At 43.6% G+C, this 19,783-nt stretch carries 18 protein-coding genes, 1 tRNA gene and 2 pseudogenes; 7 read left to right on the top strand and 14 right to left on the bottom strand.

What is annotated here, in order from left to right:
• Positions 1–31: 31 nt before the first annotated feature.
• A complete protein-coding gene (locus tag myaer_RS07555; protein WP_046661625.1) occupies positions 32–1,240 on the top strand; it encodes a hypothetical protein in 1,209 nt (402 codons plus the stop codon).
• A gap of 352 nt (positions 1,241–1,592) precedes the next feature.
• On the opposite strand, the gene myaer_RS07550 is transcribed toward myaer_RS07555, so the two are convergent.
• The 5 genes and pseudogenes from myaer_RS07550 to myaer_RS07530 all read right to left on the bottom strand — a co-directional run bounded on the left by myaer_RS07550 (position 1,593) and on the right by myaer_RS07530 (position 6,519).
• Positions 1,593–2,750, bottom strand: coding sequence for a cytochrome P450 (locus tag myaer_RS07550; protein WP_052734167.1), 1,158 nt, complete (start codon positions 2,748–2,750; stop codon positions 1,593–1,595).
• A gap of 76 nt (positions 2,751–2,826) precedes the next feature.
• Complete coding sequence (locus myaer_RS07545; RefSeq protein WP_046661623.1) at positions 2,827–3,072, bottom strand: acyl carrier protein; 246 nt, start codon at positions 3,070–3,072, stop codon at positions 2,827–2,829.
• 47 nt (positions 3,073–3,119) lie between these two features.
• Entirely contained in the window at positions 3,120–4,844 is a 1,725-nt protein-coding gene (locus tag myaer_RS07540; RefSeq protein ID WP_046661622.1) for a fatty acyl-AMP ligase, read from the bottom strand.
• Positions 4,845–5,180: 336 nt separating this feature from the next.
• Positions 5,181–5,321 (bottom strand): annotated as a pseudogene (locus tag myaer_RS22655) (IS701 family transposase); the annotation flags it as partial.
• Positions 5,322–5,763: 442 nt separating this feature from the next.
• Entirely contained in the window at positions 5,764–6,519 is a 756-nt protein-coding gene (locus myaer_RS07530) for an amino acid ABC transporter ATP-binding protein (protein WP_008206739.1), read from the bottom strand.
• A gap of 198 nt (positions 6,520–6,717) precedes the next feature.
• Between myaer_RS07530 and myaer_RS07525 the strand changes: the two genes are divergently transcribed.
• The gene (locus myaer_RS07525) at positions 6,718–8,229 is read left to right on the top strand and encodes an ABC transporter permease subunit (protein WP_002801414.1); all 1,512 of its coding nucleotides are present in this window, start codon (positions 6,718–6,720) and stop codon (positions 8,227–8,229) included.
• 496 nt (positions 8,230–8,725) lie between these two features.
• The gene (locus myaer_RS07520; protein WP_046661621.1) at positions 8,726–9,172 is read left to right on the top strand and encodes a tellurite resistance TerB family protein; all 447 of its coding nucleotides are present in this window, start codon (positions 8,726–8,728) and stop codon (positions 9,170–9,172) included.
• Between the two features lie 326 nt (positions 9,173–9,498).
• Here the strand turns inward: myaer_RS07520 and myaer_RS07515 are convergent, their stop codons facing one another.
• The 4 genes from myaer_RS07515 to myaer_RS07500 form a co-directional block, all read right to left on the bottom strand.
• Positions 9,499–9,984 carry a bZIP transcription factor gene (locus myaer_RS07515; protein ID WP_046661620.1) on the bottom strand — a complete coding sequence of 162 codons (486 nt, stop codon included), beginning with the start codon at positions 9,982–9,984 and terminating at the stop codon, positions 9,499–9,501.
• Between the two features lie 9 nt (positions 9,985–9,993).
• Positions 9,994–10,794: a bifunctional hydroxymethylpyrimidine kinase/phosphomethylpyrimidine kinase gene (gene thiD, locus myaer_RS07510; protein ID WP_046661619.1), complete on the bottom strand. Its 801-nt coding sequence runs from the start codon at positions 10,792–10,794 to the stop codon at positions 9,994–9,996.
• 6 nt (positions 10,795–10,800) lie between these two features.
• Positions 10,801–12,048 (bottom strand): cell division protein FtsZ, encoded by a 1,248-nt coding sequence (gene ftsZ / locus myaer_RS07505; RefSeq protein ID WP_046661617.1) that lies wholly within the window; start codon positions 12,046–12,048, stop codon positions 10,801–10,803.
• A 192-nt stretch (positions 12,049–12,240) separates the two neighbouring features.
• The gene (locus myaer_RS07500; protein WP_046661616.1) at positions 12,241–13,062 is read right to left on the bottom strand and encodes a cell division protein FtsQ/DivIB; all 822 of its coding nucleotides are present in this window, start codon (positions 13,060–13,062) and stop codon (positions 12,241–12,243) included.
• A 245-nt stretch (positions 13,063–13,307) separates the two neighbouring features.
• Here myaer_RS07500 and ctpC point away from each other — a divergent pair, with 245 nt between their 5' ends.
• A complete protein-coding gene (gene ctpC, locus myaer_RS07495; RefSeq protein WP_046661615.1) occupies positions 13,308–14,600 on the top strand; it encodes a carboxyl-terminal processing protease CtpC in 1,293 nt (430 codons plus the stop codon).
• Here the strand turns inward: ctpC and myaer_RS07490 are convergent.
• Complete coding sequence (locus tag myaer_RS07490) at positions 14,590–14,775, bottom strand: hypothetical protein (protein ID WP_046661614.1); 186 nt, start codon at positions 14,773–14,775, stop codon at positions 14,590–14,592. The genes ctpC and myaer_RS07490 overlap by 11 nt on opposite strands.
• 288 nt (positions 14,776–15,063) lie before the next feature.
• On the opposite strand from myaer_RS07490, the gene myaer_RS07480 reads away from it, so the two are divergent.
• Positions 15,064–15,136, top strand: a tRNA-Gln gene (locus myaer_RS07480).
• Position 15,137: 1 nt separating this feature from the next.
• Here myaer_RS07480 and myaer_RS07475 read toward each other — a convergent pair.
• Positions 15,138–16,187, bottom strand: a complete 1,050-nt coding sequence (locus tag myaer_RS07475) for an AI-2E family transporter (RefSeq protein WP_046661613.1) — start codon at positions 16,185–16,187, stop codon at positions 15,138–15,140.
• A 21-nt stretch (positions 16,188–16,208) separates the two neighbouring features.
• On the bottom strand, positions 16,209–16,382 hold the full coding sequence (locus myaer_RS07470) for a hypothetical protein (protein ID WP_235614821.1): 174 nt from the start codon (positions 16,380–16,382) through the stop codon (positions 16,209–16,211).
• Positions 16,383–16,870: 488 nt separating this feature from the next.
• On the opposite strand from myaer_RS07470, the gene myaer_RS07465 reads away from it, so the two are divergent.
• Together myaer_RS07465 and myaer_RS07460 are read left to right on the top strand one after the other, a co-directional pair.
• Positions 16,871–17,320 carry an FHA domain-containing protein gene (locus myaer_RS07465; RefSeq protein WP_235614820.1) on the top strand — a complete coding sequence of 150 codons (450 nt, stop codon included), beginning with the start codon at positions 16,871–16,873 and terminating at the stop codon, positions 17,318–17,320.
• Positions 17,321–17,474: 154 nt separating this feature from the next.
• Positions 17,475–17,867: a DUF4278 domain-containing protein gene (locus myaer_RS07460; RefSeq protein ID WP_046661612.1), complete on the top strand. Its 393-nt coding sequence runs from the start codon at positions 17,475–17,477 to the stop codon at positions 17,865–17,867.
• Between the two features lie 134 nt (positions 17,868–18,001).
• Here myaer_RS07460 and myaer_RS22450 read toward each other — a convergent pair.
• Together myaer_RS22450 and myaer_RS07450 are read right to left on the bottom strand one after the other, a co-directional pair.
• A pseudogene (locus myaer_RS22450) lies at positions 18,002–18,592 on the bottom strand (DUF4276 family protein).
• On the bottom strand, positions 18,592–19,776 hold the full coding sequence (locus myaer_RS07450) for an AAA family ATPase (RefSeq protein WP_046661611.1): 1,185 nt from the start codon (positions 19,774–19,776) through the stop codon (positions 18,592–18,594). Before myaer_RS07450 ends, myaer_RS22450 begins: the two are co-directional and overlap by 1 nt.
• Between the last annotated feature and the right edge of the window lie 7 nt (positions 19,777–19,783).

Genomic DNA, 19,783 nt, shown 5'->3' with positions numbered 1-19,783 from the left:
GAGTTCTCTGTTTTTATGGTTTTAGCTTCCCTTGTCTCAACATCTCAGACTGGCTCAATTAGAACTGGCTACCCAGCTTAATAATCCCCCAGCTCTGGCTAATAATTCCGGTAGCACGGTGACAATCTCCCTGACGGCAACAGGTCAATGGACTTTAATTAACTTTGAAACATCTGATCCTAGCCTAGCCAAATACAAAACCCCAGTGGATGGCAATGGTCATGTCCGAGACAAAAACGATGAAAAATTTGGGCTTAAGTATCCCAATTTGAATCCAGGGGCCTTAGTTGGCGAAATTAAAGATGCCAAGGGCAACACAAAATCTACGGTGAGCGGCAAACAACAAAGCTTTGAATTACAACCGGGAGACACAGTTTCTTTCGTCAATAACGATGATCCTAAATGGTACGCAGATAACACTGGCAAGTTGACGATTGCTTATTCTGCTACTGCTAAAGCAACGGAAATTGTCCCCACTGCGCCAGGAGTGATCGCTAACCTCTACAATACGGGGGTTGACGATGCCCGTCAGGTTTTAGGGGATAGCATTCCCGACCCCCACTATAAGTTAACAACCTATCCGGCGGGGACAGTAACTCCAGGTGTTACCACTCCCAACAAGGATTTAGCACCAATTAACTGGGTTACGAATACCAATACCGCCCGATGGATTGGCCCTAAAAAACCTTCGGCTAACGGTCCGGTTGGCAACTATAGCTATACAACCACCTTTACTTTACCCAATTTTTCTGAAGCTTCCATTGTCGGTGAACTTTCCGTGGATGACAACATTACTGATATTGTGCTTAACGGGGTATCGGTGGGTAAACCTGTTGCTTTAAGCTCTTGGTGGACAAAGATTAGTCGTTTTTCAATTTCGACGGGATTTGTCGTCGGAACTAACACCCTGGAGTTTAAACTGCATAGTATCGGTGGGCCCACTGGTCTGCGAATTGATAGTATTAGCGGAACTTACAAGCAGGATATTCTATCCACAGGAAAGAAATTGAAACTCAAGTCTTGGAAGGGAGATTATTTACATCGTCCTGATTCTGAGCAAGGTGTTACCACTTGGAGTACAGGTATTGGCAATGAGTGGACGGTGGAGAAGATCGCTGGTGACAAGATCAAATTGAAGTCATGGAAAGGCGATTATTTACATCGTCCTGATTCTGAGCAAGGTGTTACCACTTGGAGTACAGGTATTGGCAATGAGTGGACGGTTGAAGTAATTTCCTAAGAAACAATTAATTCATTTAAAGTGAGCATCACTAATTATCAAAGGTGATGCTCTTATTTATGACAAAAATGCGATCGCTATTCTGTTAAGCTAAGACGTATTTAAACCGCTTATTCTTAATGATCAGCCGAATCTCCTCCAATCCTTTTACTGTTGCCTCTTGCCTCGTCTCAACAAGCAATTTAAATTATGAACAGCTTATTTAACCTGAGTTCGGGATAAGCTAAAACCCTAATTTTCTCGTTCGCTGTAAACCCTATTCTTTTGTGGAATGAGTAAGAAAATAGCCTTAACCCGAACTGAGGTTATTTAACTGAAAATAGCGATCGCTTTTTTAAAATTAACCTTGAGATTAAGCAAGAGGAGTAAATTTGACAGGAAGAGTTTTTAATCTTCTTGAAATCTTGCTGTCGCACCAGTCTAATTTATCTGTATTGAGGCAAATATCTGGCAAACGTTGCACCATGGCATTTAGGGCGATTTGCACTTGAAGCCTGGCTAAAAACATTCCTATGCAATAGTGAAGGCCACCGCCAAAACCCAAATTAGGTTTGCGACGACTGAAATCCAGTTGTTGGGGATTAGAAAAGTATTCAGGGTCATGGTTTACTGCACCGAGATAGATAACGACATACTCCCCACGATGAATAATTTTTCCTGAAACCTCAACGTCTTCTATTGCTCGACGAGAGACATACTGAATAGGACTATCATAACGTAGCAATTCTTCGACAATATTTTCAATATTACCAGGATTTTGTCTTACATATTCTAAACTTTGTGGGTGTTTTAAAAGGGCTAAAAGACCATTACTCAGTAGTCCTTTCATTGATTCCTGGGATGTCGCCATTAACAGAATAGAAGTGCTAATTATTTCATCTTCTGTTAGGGCATTTATATTATCTTTATAATTAGCTAACTGGCTGATCAAACCGTCGTTTGGTTGTCTTTTATATTCAGCTACTTTTTGAGCAAAATAGGCTCTATGTTCAATGAGAATTTGATTTTGCTCTTTATATTCTTCCAAAGATACTGGTTGATCAAAAATGAAAACGGTCTTAGCAGACCATCGCATTAATTGTTGATAATCTTCAATCGGTAAACCTAATATTTTAGTAATCGCAAAAGCAGGAAGAGGGGTCGCAAAATCTGCTATGATTTCCATCTCTCCCCTTGGGGCAAATCTATCCAGTAAATCGTCAACAATTGCCTGAATTTTAGGACGCATAGCATTGAGCGAGGCTCTAGAAAAGGATGGAATTAGTGCATTTTTAATTCGAGTATGATCGGGTGGTTCCAAAAAAAACAACCATTTATCAGTAGTTTGTGCAAGAATGTCTAGATTATCTTCTTTGAGATAGGCACTTTTTAGCTGAAGGCGTTCAGGAAAATTATCTACTTGGAATCGCTTATCATTTAAAATAGTAAGGGCATCGGCATAACGAGTAATAATCCATGTTCCAAAAATACTTTTGTGGATAGGATCTTCTTGACGAAGCTGCGCAAACACAGGATAGGGATTAGCCTGAAATTCTGCATCAAAAGGATAAATAAAACTTTGTTCCCATTCATGATTAAAGTCACCCCTATTTTTGAGCTAGTTCAGCTACTAAATATTCAGATAATTCACTAATTTTGGGATATTCCCAAAATAAAATTGGGTCTAGCTCTAAACCAAGCATGACTTCCAACTCGCCAGTAAGACTCAAGGCAACGGAAGAATCTAGTCCATAGGTGAAAATAGATTTTTCTAAATCAATGTCTTCCCTATCTACACCTAGAAGACTTGTCAGCCTATCTGTTAGCCACTGTTCAATTTTTTCTCGACTCATAAAAACAAGTTACCACCAAAACATTTGCAAAGAAAAACAAATACCTGTCATGATAACTTATTTTGTTGCCATTGTGCAACAATCGCCAGCCTGTTTGTGAGAAAAGCATGACGACAAGCCTGGCGTTGAATTTTACCGCTAGAGGTTTTGAGAATACTTGCGGGTTTAATTAATGCGATCGCATAAACCTGTAAGGCATGATGGAGAGCAACGGCTTCACGAATAGCCGAGAAAACTTCATTGACATTTAACTTGCTTAAATAGGTACGCTCTACTTCCTGAACAATCACTAATTTGTCTTGATTATCTACTTCTATTGTAAAAGCTGCCCCAGAATCTAAACGCAGAGCCTGATGACTTTGTTGTACAGAATATTCAACGTCTTGGGGGTAATGATTTCGTCCCCAAATAATGATGACATCTTTGATTCTTCCCGTGATAAATAGTTCTCCTTCTCGCCTAAAACCTAAATCGCCTGTTCGGAAAAAATTTCCTTGATCCCCATCAGCTAATTTAGCCTGAAAAGTTGCGATCGTTTTTTCTTCTTGTTGCCAATATCCTTGGGCAACACTAGAACCCGAAACCCAAATTTCTCCCACTTGATTTTCATCACATTCTAAACAACTTTCAGGATCGACAATTTTTACTGCCATATTTTCCCAGACATGGCCGCAACCGACAAGTTCCTGATAATTTTTACTGTCTTTCTCCGCTTCTACTACCTGATTATTCTCTAAGGATTCTGATTGAACATTTAAGTAAACTGGCTCATCTTCGATATTACCTCCAGAAATCATTAGTGTGGCTTCTGCCATGCCGTAACAGGGATAAAAATATCGAGATTGAAACCCAGAAGATTGAAACTTGTTAATAAAGTTTTCCATCGTTTTTCGTCGTATTGGCTCGGCTCCATTGTAGGCAGTGATCCAACTACTGAGATCAAGCATTTCTTGCTGTTCAGACGTAATTCTCTGCACACATAATTCATAGCCTAAATTTGGACCGCCGCTATGAGTAGCTTGATATTTAGTAATTGCTTCTAACCAAAGCATTGGATTTTTTAAAAAAGATTCAGGCGACATAACAACACCTAAAAAACCTGTATAAAGCGGTTGAATAATACCATCAATTAAACCCATGTCATGGAAACTGGGCAACCAGGTCATAGAAACACTTTTTCCTGTCAGTTGAAATGCTTTTTGAATATAAGCAGAATTATGGGCAACGTTGTCATGGGAAATCATGACTCCTTTCGGCGCACCAGTTGAACCTGATGTGTATTGAAGAAATGCTAGGGTATCACCGCTAATCCTGGGAAGATGCAATTTAAAGTCTTGGTTATTATTCACATTGTCTGTGACTAAAAGTCTGGTTACTGATAAGTCTAAAAAAGATTCAAGTGTTGACTTAATTTTCTCTACAAGTGAACTGGTTGTCAGAATAATTTGAGGGCGAGAATCTTCAATAATTGCTAGTAATCGAGACATTTTTTGATTACGCTTTGGTGGGTAAGCGGGAACCGCAACAATCCCAGCATATAGACACCCCAAAAAAGCTGTAATAAATTCTAAACCTTGGGGATAAAGTAATAAAGCGCGATCACCTTGGCGGCAAAGAGAAAGTAAGCTATCAGCGATCGCCTTTGATTCTTGCTGTAAGGTTTTGTAGTCAATGGATGATTCTTGATTTTGACCATCCTTAAGAAAGATGTAGGCTAACTGATTGGGGGTTTGCTCGGCTCTGGTGTCAAGAATTGAGGTTATTGCTTTCATTGTCGCTTCAATATGAAATTGCAAGGGTTGATTTAATTTGATTGTGTTCCAAGTAGAACATAACTAAACTTTCCCCCTATGAATGTACTAGCTATAGCCGAAAGTCTTACAGAGACTCAGTTAAAGCAATTCAAAGCTAATGTACTACTGGGTGCCAACTCCTGAAATCCTTACGCCGATAGGGTTGGAAGCAAAATTTTTCAAATTTGACTTTTCGACCATTATAGCTTGTTTCGCAGCAGAAAACCATCAAAAACATCGCTACAGAGGGAATCGCTGACTATAGAGACTAATGACACCATCGGTGATCATCAGGTTAGCGATCACTATACAGCCAACTCTACTGTCTGTTTTGCCAATTTCTCCCAAGTACTGCCTCCCAACTCCAGTGCTCAGATTGCGGCTTTTTCGATGTCCTCGGTCATCGACAATCAGCGAAAATCCTCGGGGTATTTCCGTCTGGCGGCATTGGTTCATCGGAAATTTTGGGTCTGAAACCCCGCCGTTCTAGGTTGGCTTTACGTTAGAATTAAAAGGCCAGTCTCGAAAACCAAGTGGACGGCGCAGCACCTTGAAAACTCGGCTTAGGGGGTTCCGACCAGAAAAGCTTGGCCGGGTAAAAAGTCGCGCGCAACAAGTACAAGAAGCTATAGGCGGTCAACGTACCGTGGGACACACGGAATCGGGCTTCTGAAATGGGGCGAAAGTCTGTGGACTCTGTGTAAGACAGTACATGGTTTTTTAACTGTGGTATGCGACGGTGGTGGAAGCAGAAACTTAAATCGTGAGGTTTAGGAATCGCCGCACTTTTAGGGCGGCGAGGATGTCAATCACGTTCACAGCTGACCAAGGAGATTCCGCTAAAAAGTGGTGTAATCGGTTATTCTATAACCCCACCGACAAACTTTTTCAGCCAACCCTAATTACTATTGATGCGACTTAAAAAGGCTTGTAAGCGCTCGCTGTGGGGATTATTAAAGAAAGTGTCGGGATCACCTGCTTCTTCGATGACACCTTGATTAAAGAACAAAACCTTGTTAGAGACTTCCTTGGCGAACTGCATTTCGTGGGTGACGACTACCATAGTCATCCCCTCATCGGCCAATTGACGCATAACGTTTAACACTTCCCCGACTAATTCCGGATCCAGGGCCGAAGTGGGTTCATCAAATAAAATCACCTCTGGTTTCATGCAGAGACTGCGAGCGATCGCCACCCGTTGTTTTTGTCCTCCCGATAATTGGTCGGGATAAACATCGGCTTTTGGGGCCAAACCCACCTTTTCCAGATAATGAATTGCCGTATCTTTAGCCTCATTTTCCGGGTGGTGTAACACTTGCTTGGGGGCCAACATCAAGTTTTGTAAAACGGTGAGATGGGGAAAAAGATTAAAGTGTTGAAACACCATACTTACCCGGCTGCGTAACTTGCGGAGGACCGATTGATTTAACTTCGGGGAAGAGATGTCAATTCCCATCACCTCCAAGCGGCCGCCGTTAATTGTTTCCAAACGATTGAGACAGCGTAAAAAGGTACTTTTGCCGCAGCCAGAGGGACCGATTACCGATACCACGTCCCCTTGATAAAGAGTGCCTGTAACTCCTTTGAGTACCTCTAAAGAGCCGTAACTTTTGCGTAAACCTTCACTAACAATCACAGGGGTGGTAGTGGTCATGATGTCCTCTCGTAAAAAATTTTACATTCTGTATAAAAGTATCCAGATTAGTTTCTGCTAGATTGTATCCTTGACGACATTTTATCAAGAGGAATAATCATAATACTCAAATAGTCTCTCTACATCTGTCTTGGGTGGGAAGTAGGACGAAATCCTTAACTTAATTGAGCAAAAAAATCAAGGAGAAACAATTAAAAAATGATTAAATTTTGGCGAGGGCGGGCGGTACAGAGAGTTATCTTTGCCTTGTTAGGATTAGTCTTGGCGCTAGGATTAAGTGTTATTCCCGCTTTTTCCCAGACTCCTCCTAATCCTTTTCGAGTCGCCACAGAAGCGACTTTTCCGCCCTTTGAATTTCAACAAGGGGGACAATTAACTGGGTTTGATATCGATTTAATGCGAGCGATTGGAGAGGAAGCTGATCTCAACATTGACTTTAGAAATTTACCCTTTGATGGCATTATTCCGGCTCTACAAGCGAGAACAGTGGAAGCCGCTATTAGTGGCATGACTATCACCGCCGAACGGGCCCAGGCGATTTCTTTTTCTCGACCTTATTTTAAGGCTGGTTTAGCGATCGCTGTTCGGGAAGATAATAAAACGATTAAAAATTTTGAAGACTTAAAAGGCAAAAGAATTGCCGTCCAAATTGGCACGACGGGAGCCTTAGAAGCGATAAAAATACCCGGGTCAGTGGTTAGTCAATTTGACTCGGCGGCTTTAGCTTTGCAGGAATTAATTAATGGTCGAGTTGATGCGGTAGTTAACGATAAACCCGTGACTTTGTATGCAATTAAAGAAGCGGGTTTACGAGGTGTAAAAGTAGTCGGAGAATTATTAACGGAAGAATTCTACGGCATTGCTTTACCCAAAAATTCCCCCTATCTCCAGTTAATTAATGATGCTCTCGGTCGAGTCATAGAAAGTGGTCGGTACGATGCTATTTTTCGGCAATGGTTTGGAGAAAAACCGCCAGAATTACCCTTAGTTGCCCCAGCTTTAAAGAATTTACAGGAATCGAGTTTTAACTGGGGAGAATTATTCTATAACCTGATTTTTAAAGGGGTTCCCTGGACAATTCTGTTAACGGTTCTGTCTTTTCTGTTCGGGTTAATCGGCGGAACTTTAGTGGCTATTGCCCTGATTTCTCCCTACAAATGGTTAAAAATAATTTGCCGCATCTATGTGGATTTCTTTCGGGGAACACCGATGCTGGTGCAATTATTCTTGATCTATTTTGGTTTGCCCGGGTTGTTCCGAGAAATTGGCTTAAATATCGACTTAGATCGTTTACCAGCGGCCTTATTTGCCCTCAGTTTAAATGTAGCGGCCTATTTAGCTGAAATTATGCGCGGCGGTATTCAATCGATCGATAATGGTCAATGGGAAGCTTGTTCTAGTCTAGGAATGTCCCCAGTGCAAACCATGCGCGAGGTGATTTTTCCCCAAGCTTTTCGCCGGATGTTGCCACCGTTGGGGAATGAATTTATCACCCTAATTAAAGATACCAGTTTAGCGGCAGTAATCGGTTTTGAAGAATTATTCCGGCAAGGTCAATTAATGGTAGCCACTACCTATAAAGCTTTCGAGATTTATATTGCCGTTGCTTTAGTTTATTTGGTTTTAACTACCCTTTCCTCCGTGGTATTTAAGCGCTTAGAGATTTATATGGATCCCCTACATAAATCTAAACAGGAACAGAAAGCCTAGGGGCAAGAGATGGGAACTGTTAACGGAGGCAGGGGGCAGGAGGTAGTTATACTAATCCAGTTATCAAAGACTGATTATCTATTTCTCTTTTGCCTTTTACCTTTTGCCTCTTGCCTTTTGCCTGTCCTGATATGTATCCTATACTCAACGGATTTAGGATGATAACCAATAACTCTTTCATTGTCTTAATAAAATTTAACATTAACCCCTAGCCCCCACCTTTATCGCTGCCATTCTCCGCTATCCTCTGACTCAAAGACACGGTTCCCAAAGCCTGATCCGACAACCAGATCGACGTACCGATTGGGTTCGGAGACTATCAGACCTTTATCTAATATTATCTCAAGACTAAAAGGTTTTCTATAGGCTTAACTGATAAACGAATTTGACTTGGTTCATTTGTTCGCTTGCTTCACCCTACTTTCCTAGTTTATGATGTTTTTGTCTTGCCCATCAATCTTTCGAGCTTACCTAATTAAATTTTAGTAGGAGTTATATGAGCTTATTTAGTGGGTTATCTCGTGTTCGTCAGCAGAGTAACGTTTCTCTAACTCCCGCAGAAGCGTTTGCGGCAATTACTCTAGTGGCAGTTGCCGCCGATGGTTATTTATCGGAAGAGGAAACCCAAGCTTTAATTACCACCCTAAGCCGAATGCACCTATATCGCAGTTATCCCCGCGAGGTAATCGGACGGTTATTTGATAGGCTGTGCGCGATTTTAAGCCGTCAGGGCGCTCAAGTTCTGCTCAATATGGCAATCGACTCACTTCCCCACGATCTATACGAAACCGCTTTTGCCGTAACTGCGGATCTGATTCTGGCCGATGGGGAGGTTAGTAGTGAGGAAGAAAATTTACTCAACAAACTCTACAAAATTTTAGAAATCCCCGAACAGACGGCGATCAAGATAATTGATGTCATGATTATTAAGAACAAGGGATAGTTTTTCCAGGGTAAGCTAATTTTCTAACGCTTTTTATCTTCATTGGTTTTTGTCTTAGTGCGAGGCTCGATCGCATTCTCCCCGTCTATCGCTGACGATGGGAAAGACTTGATCGGATGAAGTGTAAGACATTGGCGAATTTGTCGGTCATCTGGAGAAAAAGGCCAAGCTATTTCTCTTGGCTAAGTCTCAATAGTTCAATCGGGTAAAGTACCTGGTGGGATTTGCACTGTGCGAGTATAGACAGCCCCGCGTCAATGGTTTTTCCCTGCGGCAAACCGACTAAGGGCAAGAAATTAAGCTTAAAATGCCGAGGTGGTAGTCAATCAGTCGGTCGAACCCGCGTTTCTAGAGGCAGAAATAAGCCAAAAAGCCCCGAAACCGGAGGTAAGAACCACGACAATAATTAACCCGACCAATAACCAAGTATTTTTAGGAAATGGCTGTTTTGAAGCAGTAACGGTGATGGGACGAGTGACCGGGATTTCTTCCTTAACCCGCAGCGAAGGAGAGGGAGGTGTAACCAGACGGGGAGGAACTGGGATGACGAAGGAGGGTTCCTCGACGGGATTCCTCTCGAAACTCTTTACCACTTTTTCTAATCGTCTTCCCTGAGCAACTACTGTCTCGATTTCCTGACGTAATTGCCGATTACTCTTGACAAGTTGCTGGTTTTGTGCTTCTAGAAATTCCACCCGTGCCTGGGTGGCCTGCAATTCTTTGACTAATTCTCGATAGACCGAGAGGGGAACCGAGGGGCGACCGGTGCAACTCTGGGGTACTTGGGGGGAAATACGGGGCGTATTGGCCATGAATTTTGACTAATTTAGGGCTTTTAATGCGTAAAAATGACCCACTGGACCTGTTCCGTAACCGATAGCGAGGGAATGATCGAGGGCGTTAGTAACGTAATCCTTGGCTTTTCTCACCGCTATTTTCAGGTCATCACCCAAAGCGAGGTTAGCGGCGATCGCGGCCGATAGAGTACAACCAGTCCCGTGAGTGTTATTGGTTTCGACGCTTCTGGTCTGAAAAGTTTCCCATTCCTCCCCATCAAAGCAGATATCAACCCCACGCAGCCGGCCTTTCATACCTCCTCCTTTCACTAATACCGGTGTGGCCGACTTCTGGAAAATAATTTCGGCGGCCGCTTTCATCGTCTCAAAATCATTGATCTCGATGCCACTTAAAAGCTGCGCTTCGTAACGATTAGGGGTAATAATCGAAGCCAGGGGAATTAAACTATCAAAAAGACTATCTACAGCCCGATCATCAATTAATTTGGCTCCTACCCGCGACACCATAACCGGATCCACCACTAAACTGGTTAAACGCCAGCGCTCGATCGCCTCGGCCACCGCTTCGATAATCTCGCTACTAAACAGCATTCCCGTCTTGACCGCTGACACACCGAAATCCCTGACCACCGCATCGATTTGGGCCGTTACCATTTCTGGACTTAGGGACTCGACCCGATCGACCCCCAGGGTATTTTGGGCGGTAACGCAGGTAAGGGCGCTGGTGCCGTGAACTCGGTGGAAGGCGAAGGTTTTCAAATCAGCTTGAATTCCCGCGCCGCCGCCACTATCGGAACCGGCGATGGTGAGGGCAATGGCAGTCATAGGAGGTTAGCGATCAAAAGGACGACGACGTTGCAAGAACTCGGGAATATCTAATCCCGCCGGTTTTGGTGGTTCCGGAGTCGGGACAGGACTGGGTGCGGGGGTATTGATCATCACCTTGCTACTGGTGGGACGAGAGGGGGATTCGCCAGAAAAACCGGTAGCAATGACCGTAATTCTGACTTCTCCCTGCATTTTCTCGTCAATTACCGCCCCAAAGATGATATTAGCATTGGGATCCACCACTTCATAGATAATTTCCGCAGCGGCATTGACTTCGTGTAGGGTTAGATCTTGGCCACCGGTGATGTTAAAGACCACACCTTTCGCCCCTTCGATCGAGGATTCCAGTAACGGCGAGGAAATAGCAGCGATCGCTCCTTCCTTAGCCCGAGATTTTCCGGAACCGATGCCGATGCCCATTAGGGCCGAACCCGCATCGGCCATCACTGCCCGCACATCAGCGAAATCCACATTCACCAGACCGGGGATCGTGATAATATCGGAAATCCCCTGCACCCCTTGCCGCAGCACATCATCAGCGACGCGAAAAGCCTCCTGTAGGGGAGTTTCGGCGGGTATTACCTGTAATAACTGGTTATTGGGGATAATAATCAGGGTATCGACCCGACTTTGTAAACCGCCCACCCCTTCATCGGCCTGATTAGTGCGACGACGACCCTCGAAGGTAAAGGGACGAGTCACAACTCCCACGGTCAAACAGCCGATTTCTTTGGCAATTTCGGCCACAATTGGAGCAGCCCCCGTTCCCGTGCCGCCGCCCATGCCGGCGGTAATAAAGACTAGATCGGTTCCTTCTAATGCTTGGGCGATTTCATCCCGAGATTCTTCCGCCGCTTTCTGTCCGATCGCTGGATTGCCGCCCGCCCCTAAACCGCGGGTTAATTTTGTCCCGATTTGTAACCTTTGGGGGGCGGAGGAATGGGCCAGGGCCTGGGCGTCGGTGTTAATTGCCCAAAATTCGATTCCAGTCACGCCACTGGCGATCATGCGGTTAACGGCGTTACAGCCCCCACCGCCGACCCCGATCACCTTGATCTTGGCGACATTGCTTGGCACGATGCGATTACTACGACTTTCTTCTCGGGGTGTCATCTGTGATTCATGGGGGCGAGAAAACGATAGACCAGTGTTATTACGAGAGGAATGATTATCTTCGCTCATAGCTGAACTGGCATAATCGTTACTGTTCAGATTTGGGTAGATGGAAACAATTTCATTAATCGATGTCATTGGAATTGGAACACTCTTAGTACAAGATTCTGTTATTGGTTTGATAAATCAGAGATGCACTGTTAACACTATCACTAACATTATGTCGGTTCCAGTATCTACATTATCAGTTTCTTGTTCAGAAAATCATAATTTGGTTTTTTTGGCAATACCTAAAGGGAATAATTGCAGTTTTTTGCTGATATATTGCAGTTAATCCCTAGCAGTTGCCGTTACTTTGGCCACGATAGGGGCTGGCTGCGGTTTTAATTGTACAGTGGGAGCATCGGGATTGCTCAGGTCAATGTAGAGAATTCGCGCTAGGGGTATCTTGGATGACAATGGCCGTGATTGTACGAGAGCGGTTAATTTTTCGGGCAATCTATCCTTATAAAAACCTAAATAGACCTGTCCCAGTTCGGTTTTTAGTACAAGATTACTAGGATTGCGCCAATCGATGGCGGTAACTTTAATCGATAAGTTGTCAATTAAAGGATAAATTTTCTGCCACTGTTGTTGATATTGTCGGTCGTAACCAAGCACTTCTAGGCTAGGTAATTGGCTTTTGGGTAGAGTTCGACCATAATAGTTTTGAGGAATTATCGTTCCCGAGGCATCTAAAAAACCTTGCTGTTGATGAGAACGCCAACGGGCAACAGGTTTTCTTTCTTGAATAGAAACAATCACTTTCGGGGGTAATAATTGCCGCTCGATCTTAACGTCGGCAATGGCGGGAATAGCTGCTAATTTTTCTCGCAATCGATGGGTAGGTAATTCCCAGAGAGACAGAGGATAGCTTAATTTCAGCCAAGCACGAATCGACTCGGGCGACATTAATTCCGTGCCTTCGATTTCCACCTGTCGAGCCTTGGTAATTGTCCAATAGGGCGAAGTCATCCCCCAAGCTAATCCCGCCGCTAAACCACTAACCACCAGAAAGCGACCTAGGGCTTGCCACACTTTTGATCGTCTTTGGTGGCGCAGGTTTTGTCGTTTTTGTTCCAGGGAGAGGGAAGAAAGGATTTGATCACTCATAGGGAAAATCTCGGGCAGTTTTGCTGTTATCTTAGGTCGCGAGGTGGGCTGCTGGCAACTTGATAGCCACTCAAATAACCAGTTTGACAAAGAAAGAGATAATCAATGTTATAACAGTAGTAGTCTACAGGCGTTCTTTTGTCTGTCTCCAGTAAACCTAAACGCTCCTTTTTGCCAAGATATTTCGACGGTCAGCCAGAAAGAGCGTTCCGGCAAGAACAGCCTAATTTATCCGAAAATTACCTATGGTTATCAACAAACGCGGACTTGTTCTCGGTGCTACAGCAGTGGTCCTGTCTACCGTCGCCGTCACGGGGGCGGGATTCCGTCTCTCCCAAAGTCAAGCTTTTTTTCAGGAAAGTCCCAAGGAAACCGTTGATGAGGTTTGGCAGATCATCAACCGCACTTATTTAGATGGCACTTTTAATCAATCGGACTGGAACGCCATCCGCAATCAGTATTTAAATCGTTCCTACAAAAATCAAGAGGAAGCATACACCGCTATCCGTGAGATGTTGAAAACTCTCAATGATCCCTATACCCGTTTTATGGATCCCAAAGAGTTTAACAATATGAAGATCGATACATCGGGAGAATTGACCGGGGTAGGGATTCAACTGACCAAAGATGAGAAAACCAAGCAGTTAGTCGTGGTTTCACCCATTGAAGATACTCCCGCTTCTAAAGCCGGTGTGCTGCCCAAAGATGTGATTATTTCTATCGATGGTAAATCTACCGCAGGCATGGAACTGGATCAAGCGGTGAGCATGATCCGCGGCAAAGTGGGGACAAGTGTTAAGATCACGATTCAACGGGGTGAGGAGAAGAAAGAATTGACTCTTACCCGGGCCAAAATTGAAATTCACCCGGTGCGGGCCCACACGGAAAACACCCCGATCGGTAAAATCGGTTATATCCGTCTTAATCAATTTAGCGCCCAAGCTAGTGGCGATATGAGTCAAGCGATTCGCGAATTGGAAACCGAAGAGGTGAAAGGTTATATTCTCGATCTGCGTTCTAACCCCGGCGGTTTACTCTACGCCAGCATCGAAATCGCTCGGATGTGGATACCCGATGGTTTAATTGTCTCTACGGTCGATCGCAAAGGGGTGACGGAACGTCAACGGGCCAACAATCAAGCTTTGACTAATAAACCTTTAGTTGTCCTCGTCGATGGGGGTTCCGCCAGTGCTAGTGAAATTCTCTCCGGAGCTTTACAGGATCATGATCGGGCGGTTATTGTCGGTACGAAAACCTTTGGTAAGGGATTAGTGCAATCGGTACGCAATCTCAGTGACGGTTCGGGATTAGCGGTGACAATTGCCAAGTATCTTACCCCCAAAGGACGCGACATCAATAAAGATGGTATTCATCCCGATGTGGAGTCGGAACTGAGTGAGGAAGAACGCAAAAATCTTCAAGAGGAACGGGATCGGGTAGGAACCTTCCAAGATCCGCAATTCAAGAAGGCTTTTGAAATCCTAGAAAAAGAAATCACTGAAGGCAAAAAAACGCCCACCAATACCGCTAAACAATAGGTTGACATTTGCCCACTCGAATTAAACCCACCCGACGGGCGATCGCTTCTCCCCGTTCGGCAAAAGGACCCCAGTATTGACCATTGACTGGGGTTTTTCCGTTTTCTAGGGCTATAATCTGACAAATTCCGGTATTTTCCCGGACAATGTACCAGTTTTGTGCGCTATTATCCATAGATTTTTCTCCTTATACCCCAAACCCTAGGGTTGATTTATAGTAGGGTTGATTCATGAATCAACCCTACCCCAAACCCCAAACCCCACACCCCACACCCGTTCGGCTGAGCTCACGGCCGAAGCCCACACCCCACACCCTACACCCCACACCCCACACCCCAAACCCCAAACCCCAAACCCCACACCCCACGAAAAACTTTTTGCCGCAAACTCTAAGTAAAAAATTTTTATAAACTTCTTGACAAAACCGGGGAGATAAATGCTAATATTAAAAAGGTCTGTGCAATGGGGATTAGCCAAGCGGTAAGGCAGCGGGTTTTGGTCCCGCCATTTCCTAGGTTCGAATCCTAGATCCCCAGTTTAGTATTTTTTATCCCCGATCCGCCAATGATTGAGAATATCGTTGATCAAGGCTTCCTTTAGCCAAATACGACCGATAAGCGCCAGGGGAACCGCCAGAAATAGCCCTAAAAAGCCAAAAATCGAGGCAAAAAACAACTGGGCCAACAGGGTAAAAGCGGGTAAGAGTTTGAGCGACCGCACTGTTAAAATGGGCAGCGGTGAATGACGGTCGAAATATTGAATTAACAGATAAATACTGCTGTAGAGCAGTAAAACTGCCCAGGGTTGCCAGGGAGCTTCCAGAAGGGCGATAGAAAAGGGTAAAATCGTGCTTAAAACCGGGCCGAGGTTGGGGATAAAGGTGAGAAATCCCGCCAGAATAGATTGGGAAAAAGCGAGGGGAATGCCGATCAGAGATAGACCTAGGCAACTGCCCAAGGTCATAATCAACATATGACAGAAAATCCCTTTTAGCCAAGCTTTTAAATCTCGATCGCAATCTTCTAGGATCGATCGTACCCGAGGACGGTAGAAAGCGGGAAATAAACGCAGAAAACAACGGTGGTAAACGGCAGGATCGGCGAGAATCATCAAGCTCAGGGCAACAATTAGCAGTAAGCTGAGGATAATGCCGAAAGTGCCGTAAAAAATGCTTAAACCCCGGCCGGCAATTTGGTTAATCAGGGGTTGTAATTGAGCCAGCAGCGTTTTAAAATCCGGGAAGACAGTGGCCAGACTAGGATCGAGATAATCCTCAAGACTATGGACTTGTCCCCAGAGTCTTTCTATAGCTTGGGGTAATAAACTAAATAATTGGCGAAATTGTTGAACTAAAGCGGGTATAATCCCCACAAAAATACCGATAATACCAATAAAGAAGCTAAAAAGAGTGATAATTAGGGCGTGGGAACGCTTGAGGTGATGACGCTGCCACCAAGTTACAGCCAAATTTAAAATCTGGGCGAGAAGAATCGCCATCAATAATAATAAGAGAATCTGTCGAATCTGCCAGAGAATCAACAGACAAAAGACTAACAGGACTAAACCGAAGCTACTGCCAAAAGTCATGATGAGCAAGGAGAAAAATTCCTAATCAGTTATTGTCCGTCTCCAGAGGGCAAAAACCGTGAGCAGAAAAGGAGTAAAAACCAGAATTAAAGTGTTAAAAGGACTGGGAGCGATCGATAATAAAGGGGCAAGATATTTAATTCCCAGGGAGATTAAAGCCGATATCAAGATTATTTTTATAATAAAGCCGCTCATAGATGAATTGTTAGGGGAAACAAGCACTATCTTATCCCTGAAGAGGTTAAAATTTAGTCAAAATCGGGAAATTATTCCCCATCAGTTCTATTAATATTGGGGCGAAGTGGCCAGATTTTCTGGGCGAGGTCGGTTTAAGGGGAAGGGAAAGTATGGGACAATAGAAGGGGCTTAGTCAATTACAGCCTTTCTCATCAAGAGAAATTATAACCTAATTTGGTATTGACGACCGACTCCTGACGAGTGGCTACCGAAAAGGAAAACTTTGTATCTCACTATTAAGATAACTGCTGTAACTAGGGATATTCAGTGCTAGGATTAAACACTTAATGTCGAGGATCAACAAATACGCGTCAGTCCCCACGCAAGGGCAAAGTGGCGTGGGGAGGACGTTCGGACGTTCGGCGAAGACTTCGGACGTTCGGCGAGGCTCACTCGATCCGCTCACTAACACGAACGCTCAGCCGAACGGTCTTCACCCGACATTTATGATAAAATTCTCGCTGTCCACCGCTGCTATCCTGCCGCCAACAGTCACCGTGATCACCTTAACTCTTTTACACCCCAGTCAAGCCACACCCCTACAACATTGGCAATTTGACAATGATCAGTCAACCATTCTCGTCGGCAGGGCGCTGGATAATCATGTAGTTCTCTATAGTGCTGTGGTTTCGAGGCGGCACATAGAAATCCGCCATAATGATCAGGGTGATTGGGAATTGGAAAATTTAGGGACAAATGGGACGTTTGTCAATGGCAAACCGATCGAGAAAACTGCCGTCGTCGATGGGATGGTGGTTCGTTTTGCCACCTCTGGCCCGCAAATTCAAATTCGTCTCATCGATGAGGACGAGCAACCAAAATTAATCCTCAAACCCCTAGAGGCTCTTTTGGCGGACGACCGCATCCAGCCGGAAAAGGATACTATAGCCAGCTAGAAAATATTAAATTTTTATAAAGTTTTTTCAATTTCCTGGGCAAAATGTAAAAATAGATACAGAATAAGAAATAAAATCTTTTCACTTGTTGTCCCTAAATAGAGACGACAGGGGGGATTAAAGTCACTTTAAAGCATTGCAGGGAGTCAGTGATATGATGTTAGCCTATCGAGGAGTTAAGTACGAAAGGGATTCTCTCCCCTTGGAGATGAAGACCGCAGATATCGGGGGTAAATACCGAGGTCAAGACTGGAATCACCATTATCCTCGCCATATGCTTCAATTAGAATCGAAACTGCATCGTCAGTATCGTGGAGTTGCCTACAGCACCCGTCCTCATCTTGCCGGGCAAGTCATCCCGAACACTTGTCCGTTGCCGGTTGTCAAACCCCCTATTGTCGTCCAAGAGGAAACCCTTTCTAGCATCCATCTGAACAATATTCGTCGTCGTCTGGAACGTCGTTTACAAATCGCTCAAGACAATGGTGATGAAACCCTCGTTAATCTCTTGAAAAAAGAATCTCAAGATTTAGCCTTAAACTGCTAATCTAGCGGTTTTTCCCCACTTTCCCCTCCCCTCTGCCGGGGGGAATATTTTTGGGACTAAAAATGACACCCAGAGAAATTATCCCCCTGGTTAGGAGTTTATAGGCTTTTAATTATATTAGGTCGAGGTCTATTTTAGTTCGGGTTCGGATTGGGCCGTTGTATCATTTCCACAACATTTTTGATACCTTGGATGAAAGTTTGAAAACTACGCGATTTATTTTCAGTTAGGGAAAGATGAGGGGCAATCTGTTTAGAGTGGGTTCCTGCATAATACTCTTTCACTAGCTTTTTTAATTCTTGTTTGGCCGAGTTAAGCCGGTCTGGTTCTCTGTATTTACTTTTATTTTGTTTTTGACCGAGACTATTTAAATTATAGGCCTTGGCCACCGCTGCTAAATCTCCCAGAAATCAAGATTCTAATTCATGGCAAATAATCCTAATTAAGACTTGAGCATCACTGGAATTTTGACAAATTTGCCCTAGGTCTTTTTTGAGTTTTTGACAGTCGTGGGAATCCTGATCGTGAACAATAATAAATTTGGTATTGGGACTAGATTTCTTGAAAGCTTTGAGTTTTATAGGAATAGATTTGGCTAGGTCTTGTTTGCCTTGATGACTAATACATTTATACCTTATTTCTGGGGGAATAAGTTTAGGCAAAAGTTCGTTTAACACATTTTCTATAGATGACTCTTCTAGCAAAAATACGATATCATAGTTCATTATGGTGCTACTCCTTCAAACCAGCCTTGATTCCAAAGATAGCCGGGTAAATCGCCTTCCGCTACTAAGTTTTTGATGATTTCGCTATCGGTAGCCCTATGGATTTGGGTGATACCTTGGGATTTAATTAGCCAGAAAATACTAGCTAGTGGAACCGCATTGAGAAAATCGGGGGAGTGGCTAGAAACAAATACCTGACCCCCCCGATAGCTATAGTGGGCGAATTCTTCGGCTAGTTCTTTTAATAAAGTAGGATAAAGTTGGTTTTCTGGTTCTTCGACACAGAGTAGGGGATGAGGATTGGGATCGAATAGTAATATTAAATAGGCGAACATTTTCATAGTCCCGTCAGAAACATAGCGATCAATAAAAGGGTCTTTAAAGGCCTGATCTTGAAAACGTAAAATCAAGCGACCGTCTTCGGTTTCTTTGGCTTCCACAGAGGAAATACCCGGAACTCGTTGTTTCATTTTTTCGAGAATTTGCTGAAAAATTTCGGGATATTGTTGATAAATATATTGAGCAACTGTAGCTATATTGTCGCCAGTGGGGGATAAGTGTTCAGCGTAAGATATTTCTTTACTTCCTCTAGCTTCGCTAATATGAAAGTCAGAAACGTGCCAATTTTCAATCAGAGAACGAAAGGCTGTAGCGGCTTTAAAACGTTGAAATTGTCCTAATCCCTTGATCGCTAGTATGTCGTTAGATTCTAGCTGTTGTTCTTCTCGATCGAGTTCTTTATCTGGTTTACTAAAATCTTCTTCGTTGGTGATAGCATATCCTTGACCAAGTTGAAAATCTAAAAAATGAAAAGGTTTACCGTGTTCACCCCTTTTATAGCGAAGTATTTCGCGTTTGATAATGGGGCGATTATTGTTTTGTCCAATTATAAGTATATAAGTAACCAGACGTTCTGTATCTAAGATTTTCATGCGAAATTGCAGCTCGATTTCAATATCTTCCTGTTCTTGGCCTCTAGTGATAATTTCTCTATAACCGCCGCGAATTTGTAAGGCTTGGCGAATGTTGTTTTTGAGGGCATCTCGCAGAAACCCAAAAATATCAAATAGAGTAGATTTTCCCGTGCCGTTAGCTCCAATAATCACACAAAAAGGGGGAATATCTCTTATGTGTATGTTTTTAAACATACGATAGTTTTTTATTTTAATAGAAACAATTTTCATGATATAA

The sequence above is a fragment of the Microcystis aeruginosa NIES-2549 genome (assembly GCF_000981785.2).
Lineage (GTDB): Bacteria > Cyanobacteriota > Cyanobacteriia > Cyanobacteriales > Microcystaceae > Microcystis > Microcystis aeruginosa_C.
Note: the sequence above shows the minus strand (reverse complement) of the source record. Positions and strands in the feature narration are given on the sequence as shown.

Bases quoted from the DNA above. Each gene is read 5' to 3' on its own strand.
- myaer_RS07545 (WP_046661623.1), bottom strand. From the start codon at position 3,072: ATGAGTCGAGAAAAAATTGAACAGTGGCTAACAGATAGGCTGACAAGT.
- myaer_RS07540 (WP_046661622.1), bottom strand. From the start codon at position 4,844: ATGAAAGCAATAACCTCAATTCTTGACACCAGAGCCGAGCAAACCCCC.
- myaer_RS07530 (WP_008206739.1), bottom strand. From the start codon at position 6,519: ATGACCACTACCACCCCTGTGATTGTTAGTGAAGGTTTACGCAAAAGT.
- myaer_RS07525 (WP_002801414.1), top strand. From the start codon at position 6,718: ATGATTAAATTTTGGCGAGGGCGGGCGGTACAGAGAGTTATCTTTGCC.
- myaer_RS07520 (WP_046661621.1), top strand. From the start codon at position 8,726: ATGAGCTTATTTAGTGGGTTATCTCGTGTTCGTCAGCAGAGTAACGTT.
- myaer_RS07515 (WP_046661620.1), bottom strand. From the start codon at position 9,984: ATGGCCAATACGCCCCGTATTTCCCCCCAAGTACCCCAGAGTTGCACC.
- thiD (WP_046661619.1), bottom strand. From the start codon at position 10,794: ATGACTGCCATTGCCCTCACCATCGCCGGTTCCGATAGTGGCGGCGGC.
- ftsZ (WP_046661617.1), bottom strand. From the start codon at position 12,048: ATGACATCGATTAATGAAATTGTTTCCATCTACCCAAATCTGAACAGT.
- myaer_RS07500 (WP_046661616.1), bottom strand. From the start codon at position 13,062: ATGAGTGATCAAATCCTTTCTTCCCTCTCCCTGGAACAAAAACGACAA.
- ctpC (WP_046661615.1), top strand. From the start codon at position 13,308: ATGGTTATCAACAAACGCGGACTTGTTCTCGGTGCTACAGCAGTGGTC.
- myaer_RS07490 (WP_046661614.1), bottom strand. From the start codon at position 14,775: ATGGATAATAGCGCACAAAACTGGTACATTGTCCGGGAAAATACCGGA.
- myaer_RS07475 (WP_046661613.1), bottom strand. From the start codon at position 16,187: ATGACTTTTGGCAGTAGCTTCGGTTTAGTCCTGTTAGTCTTTTGTCTG.
- myaer_RS07470 (WP_235614821.1), bottom strand. From the start codon at position 16,382: ATGAGCGGCTTTATTATAAAAATAATCTTGATATCGGCTTTAATCTCC.
- myaer_RS07465 (WP_235614820.1), top strand. From the start codon at position 16,871: ATGATAAAATTCTCGCTGTCCACCGCTGCTATCCTGCCGCCAACAGTC.
- myaer_RS07460 (WP_046661612.1), top strand. From the start codon at position 17,475: ATGATGTTAGCCTATCGAGGAGTTAAGTACGAAAGGGATTCTCTCCCC.
- myaer_RS07450 (WP_046661611.1), bottom strand. From the start codon at position 19,776: ATGAAAATTGTTTCTATTAAAATAAAAAACTATCGTATGTTTAAAAAC.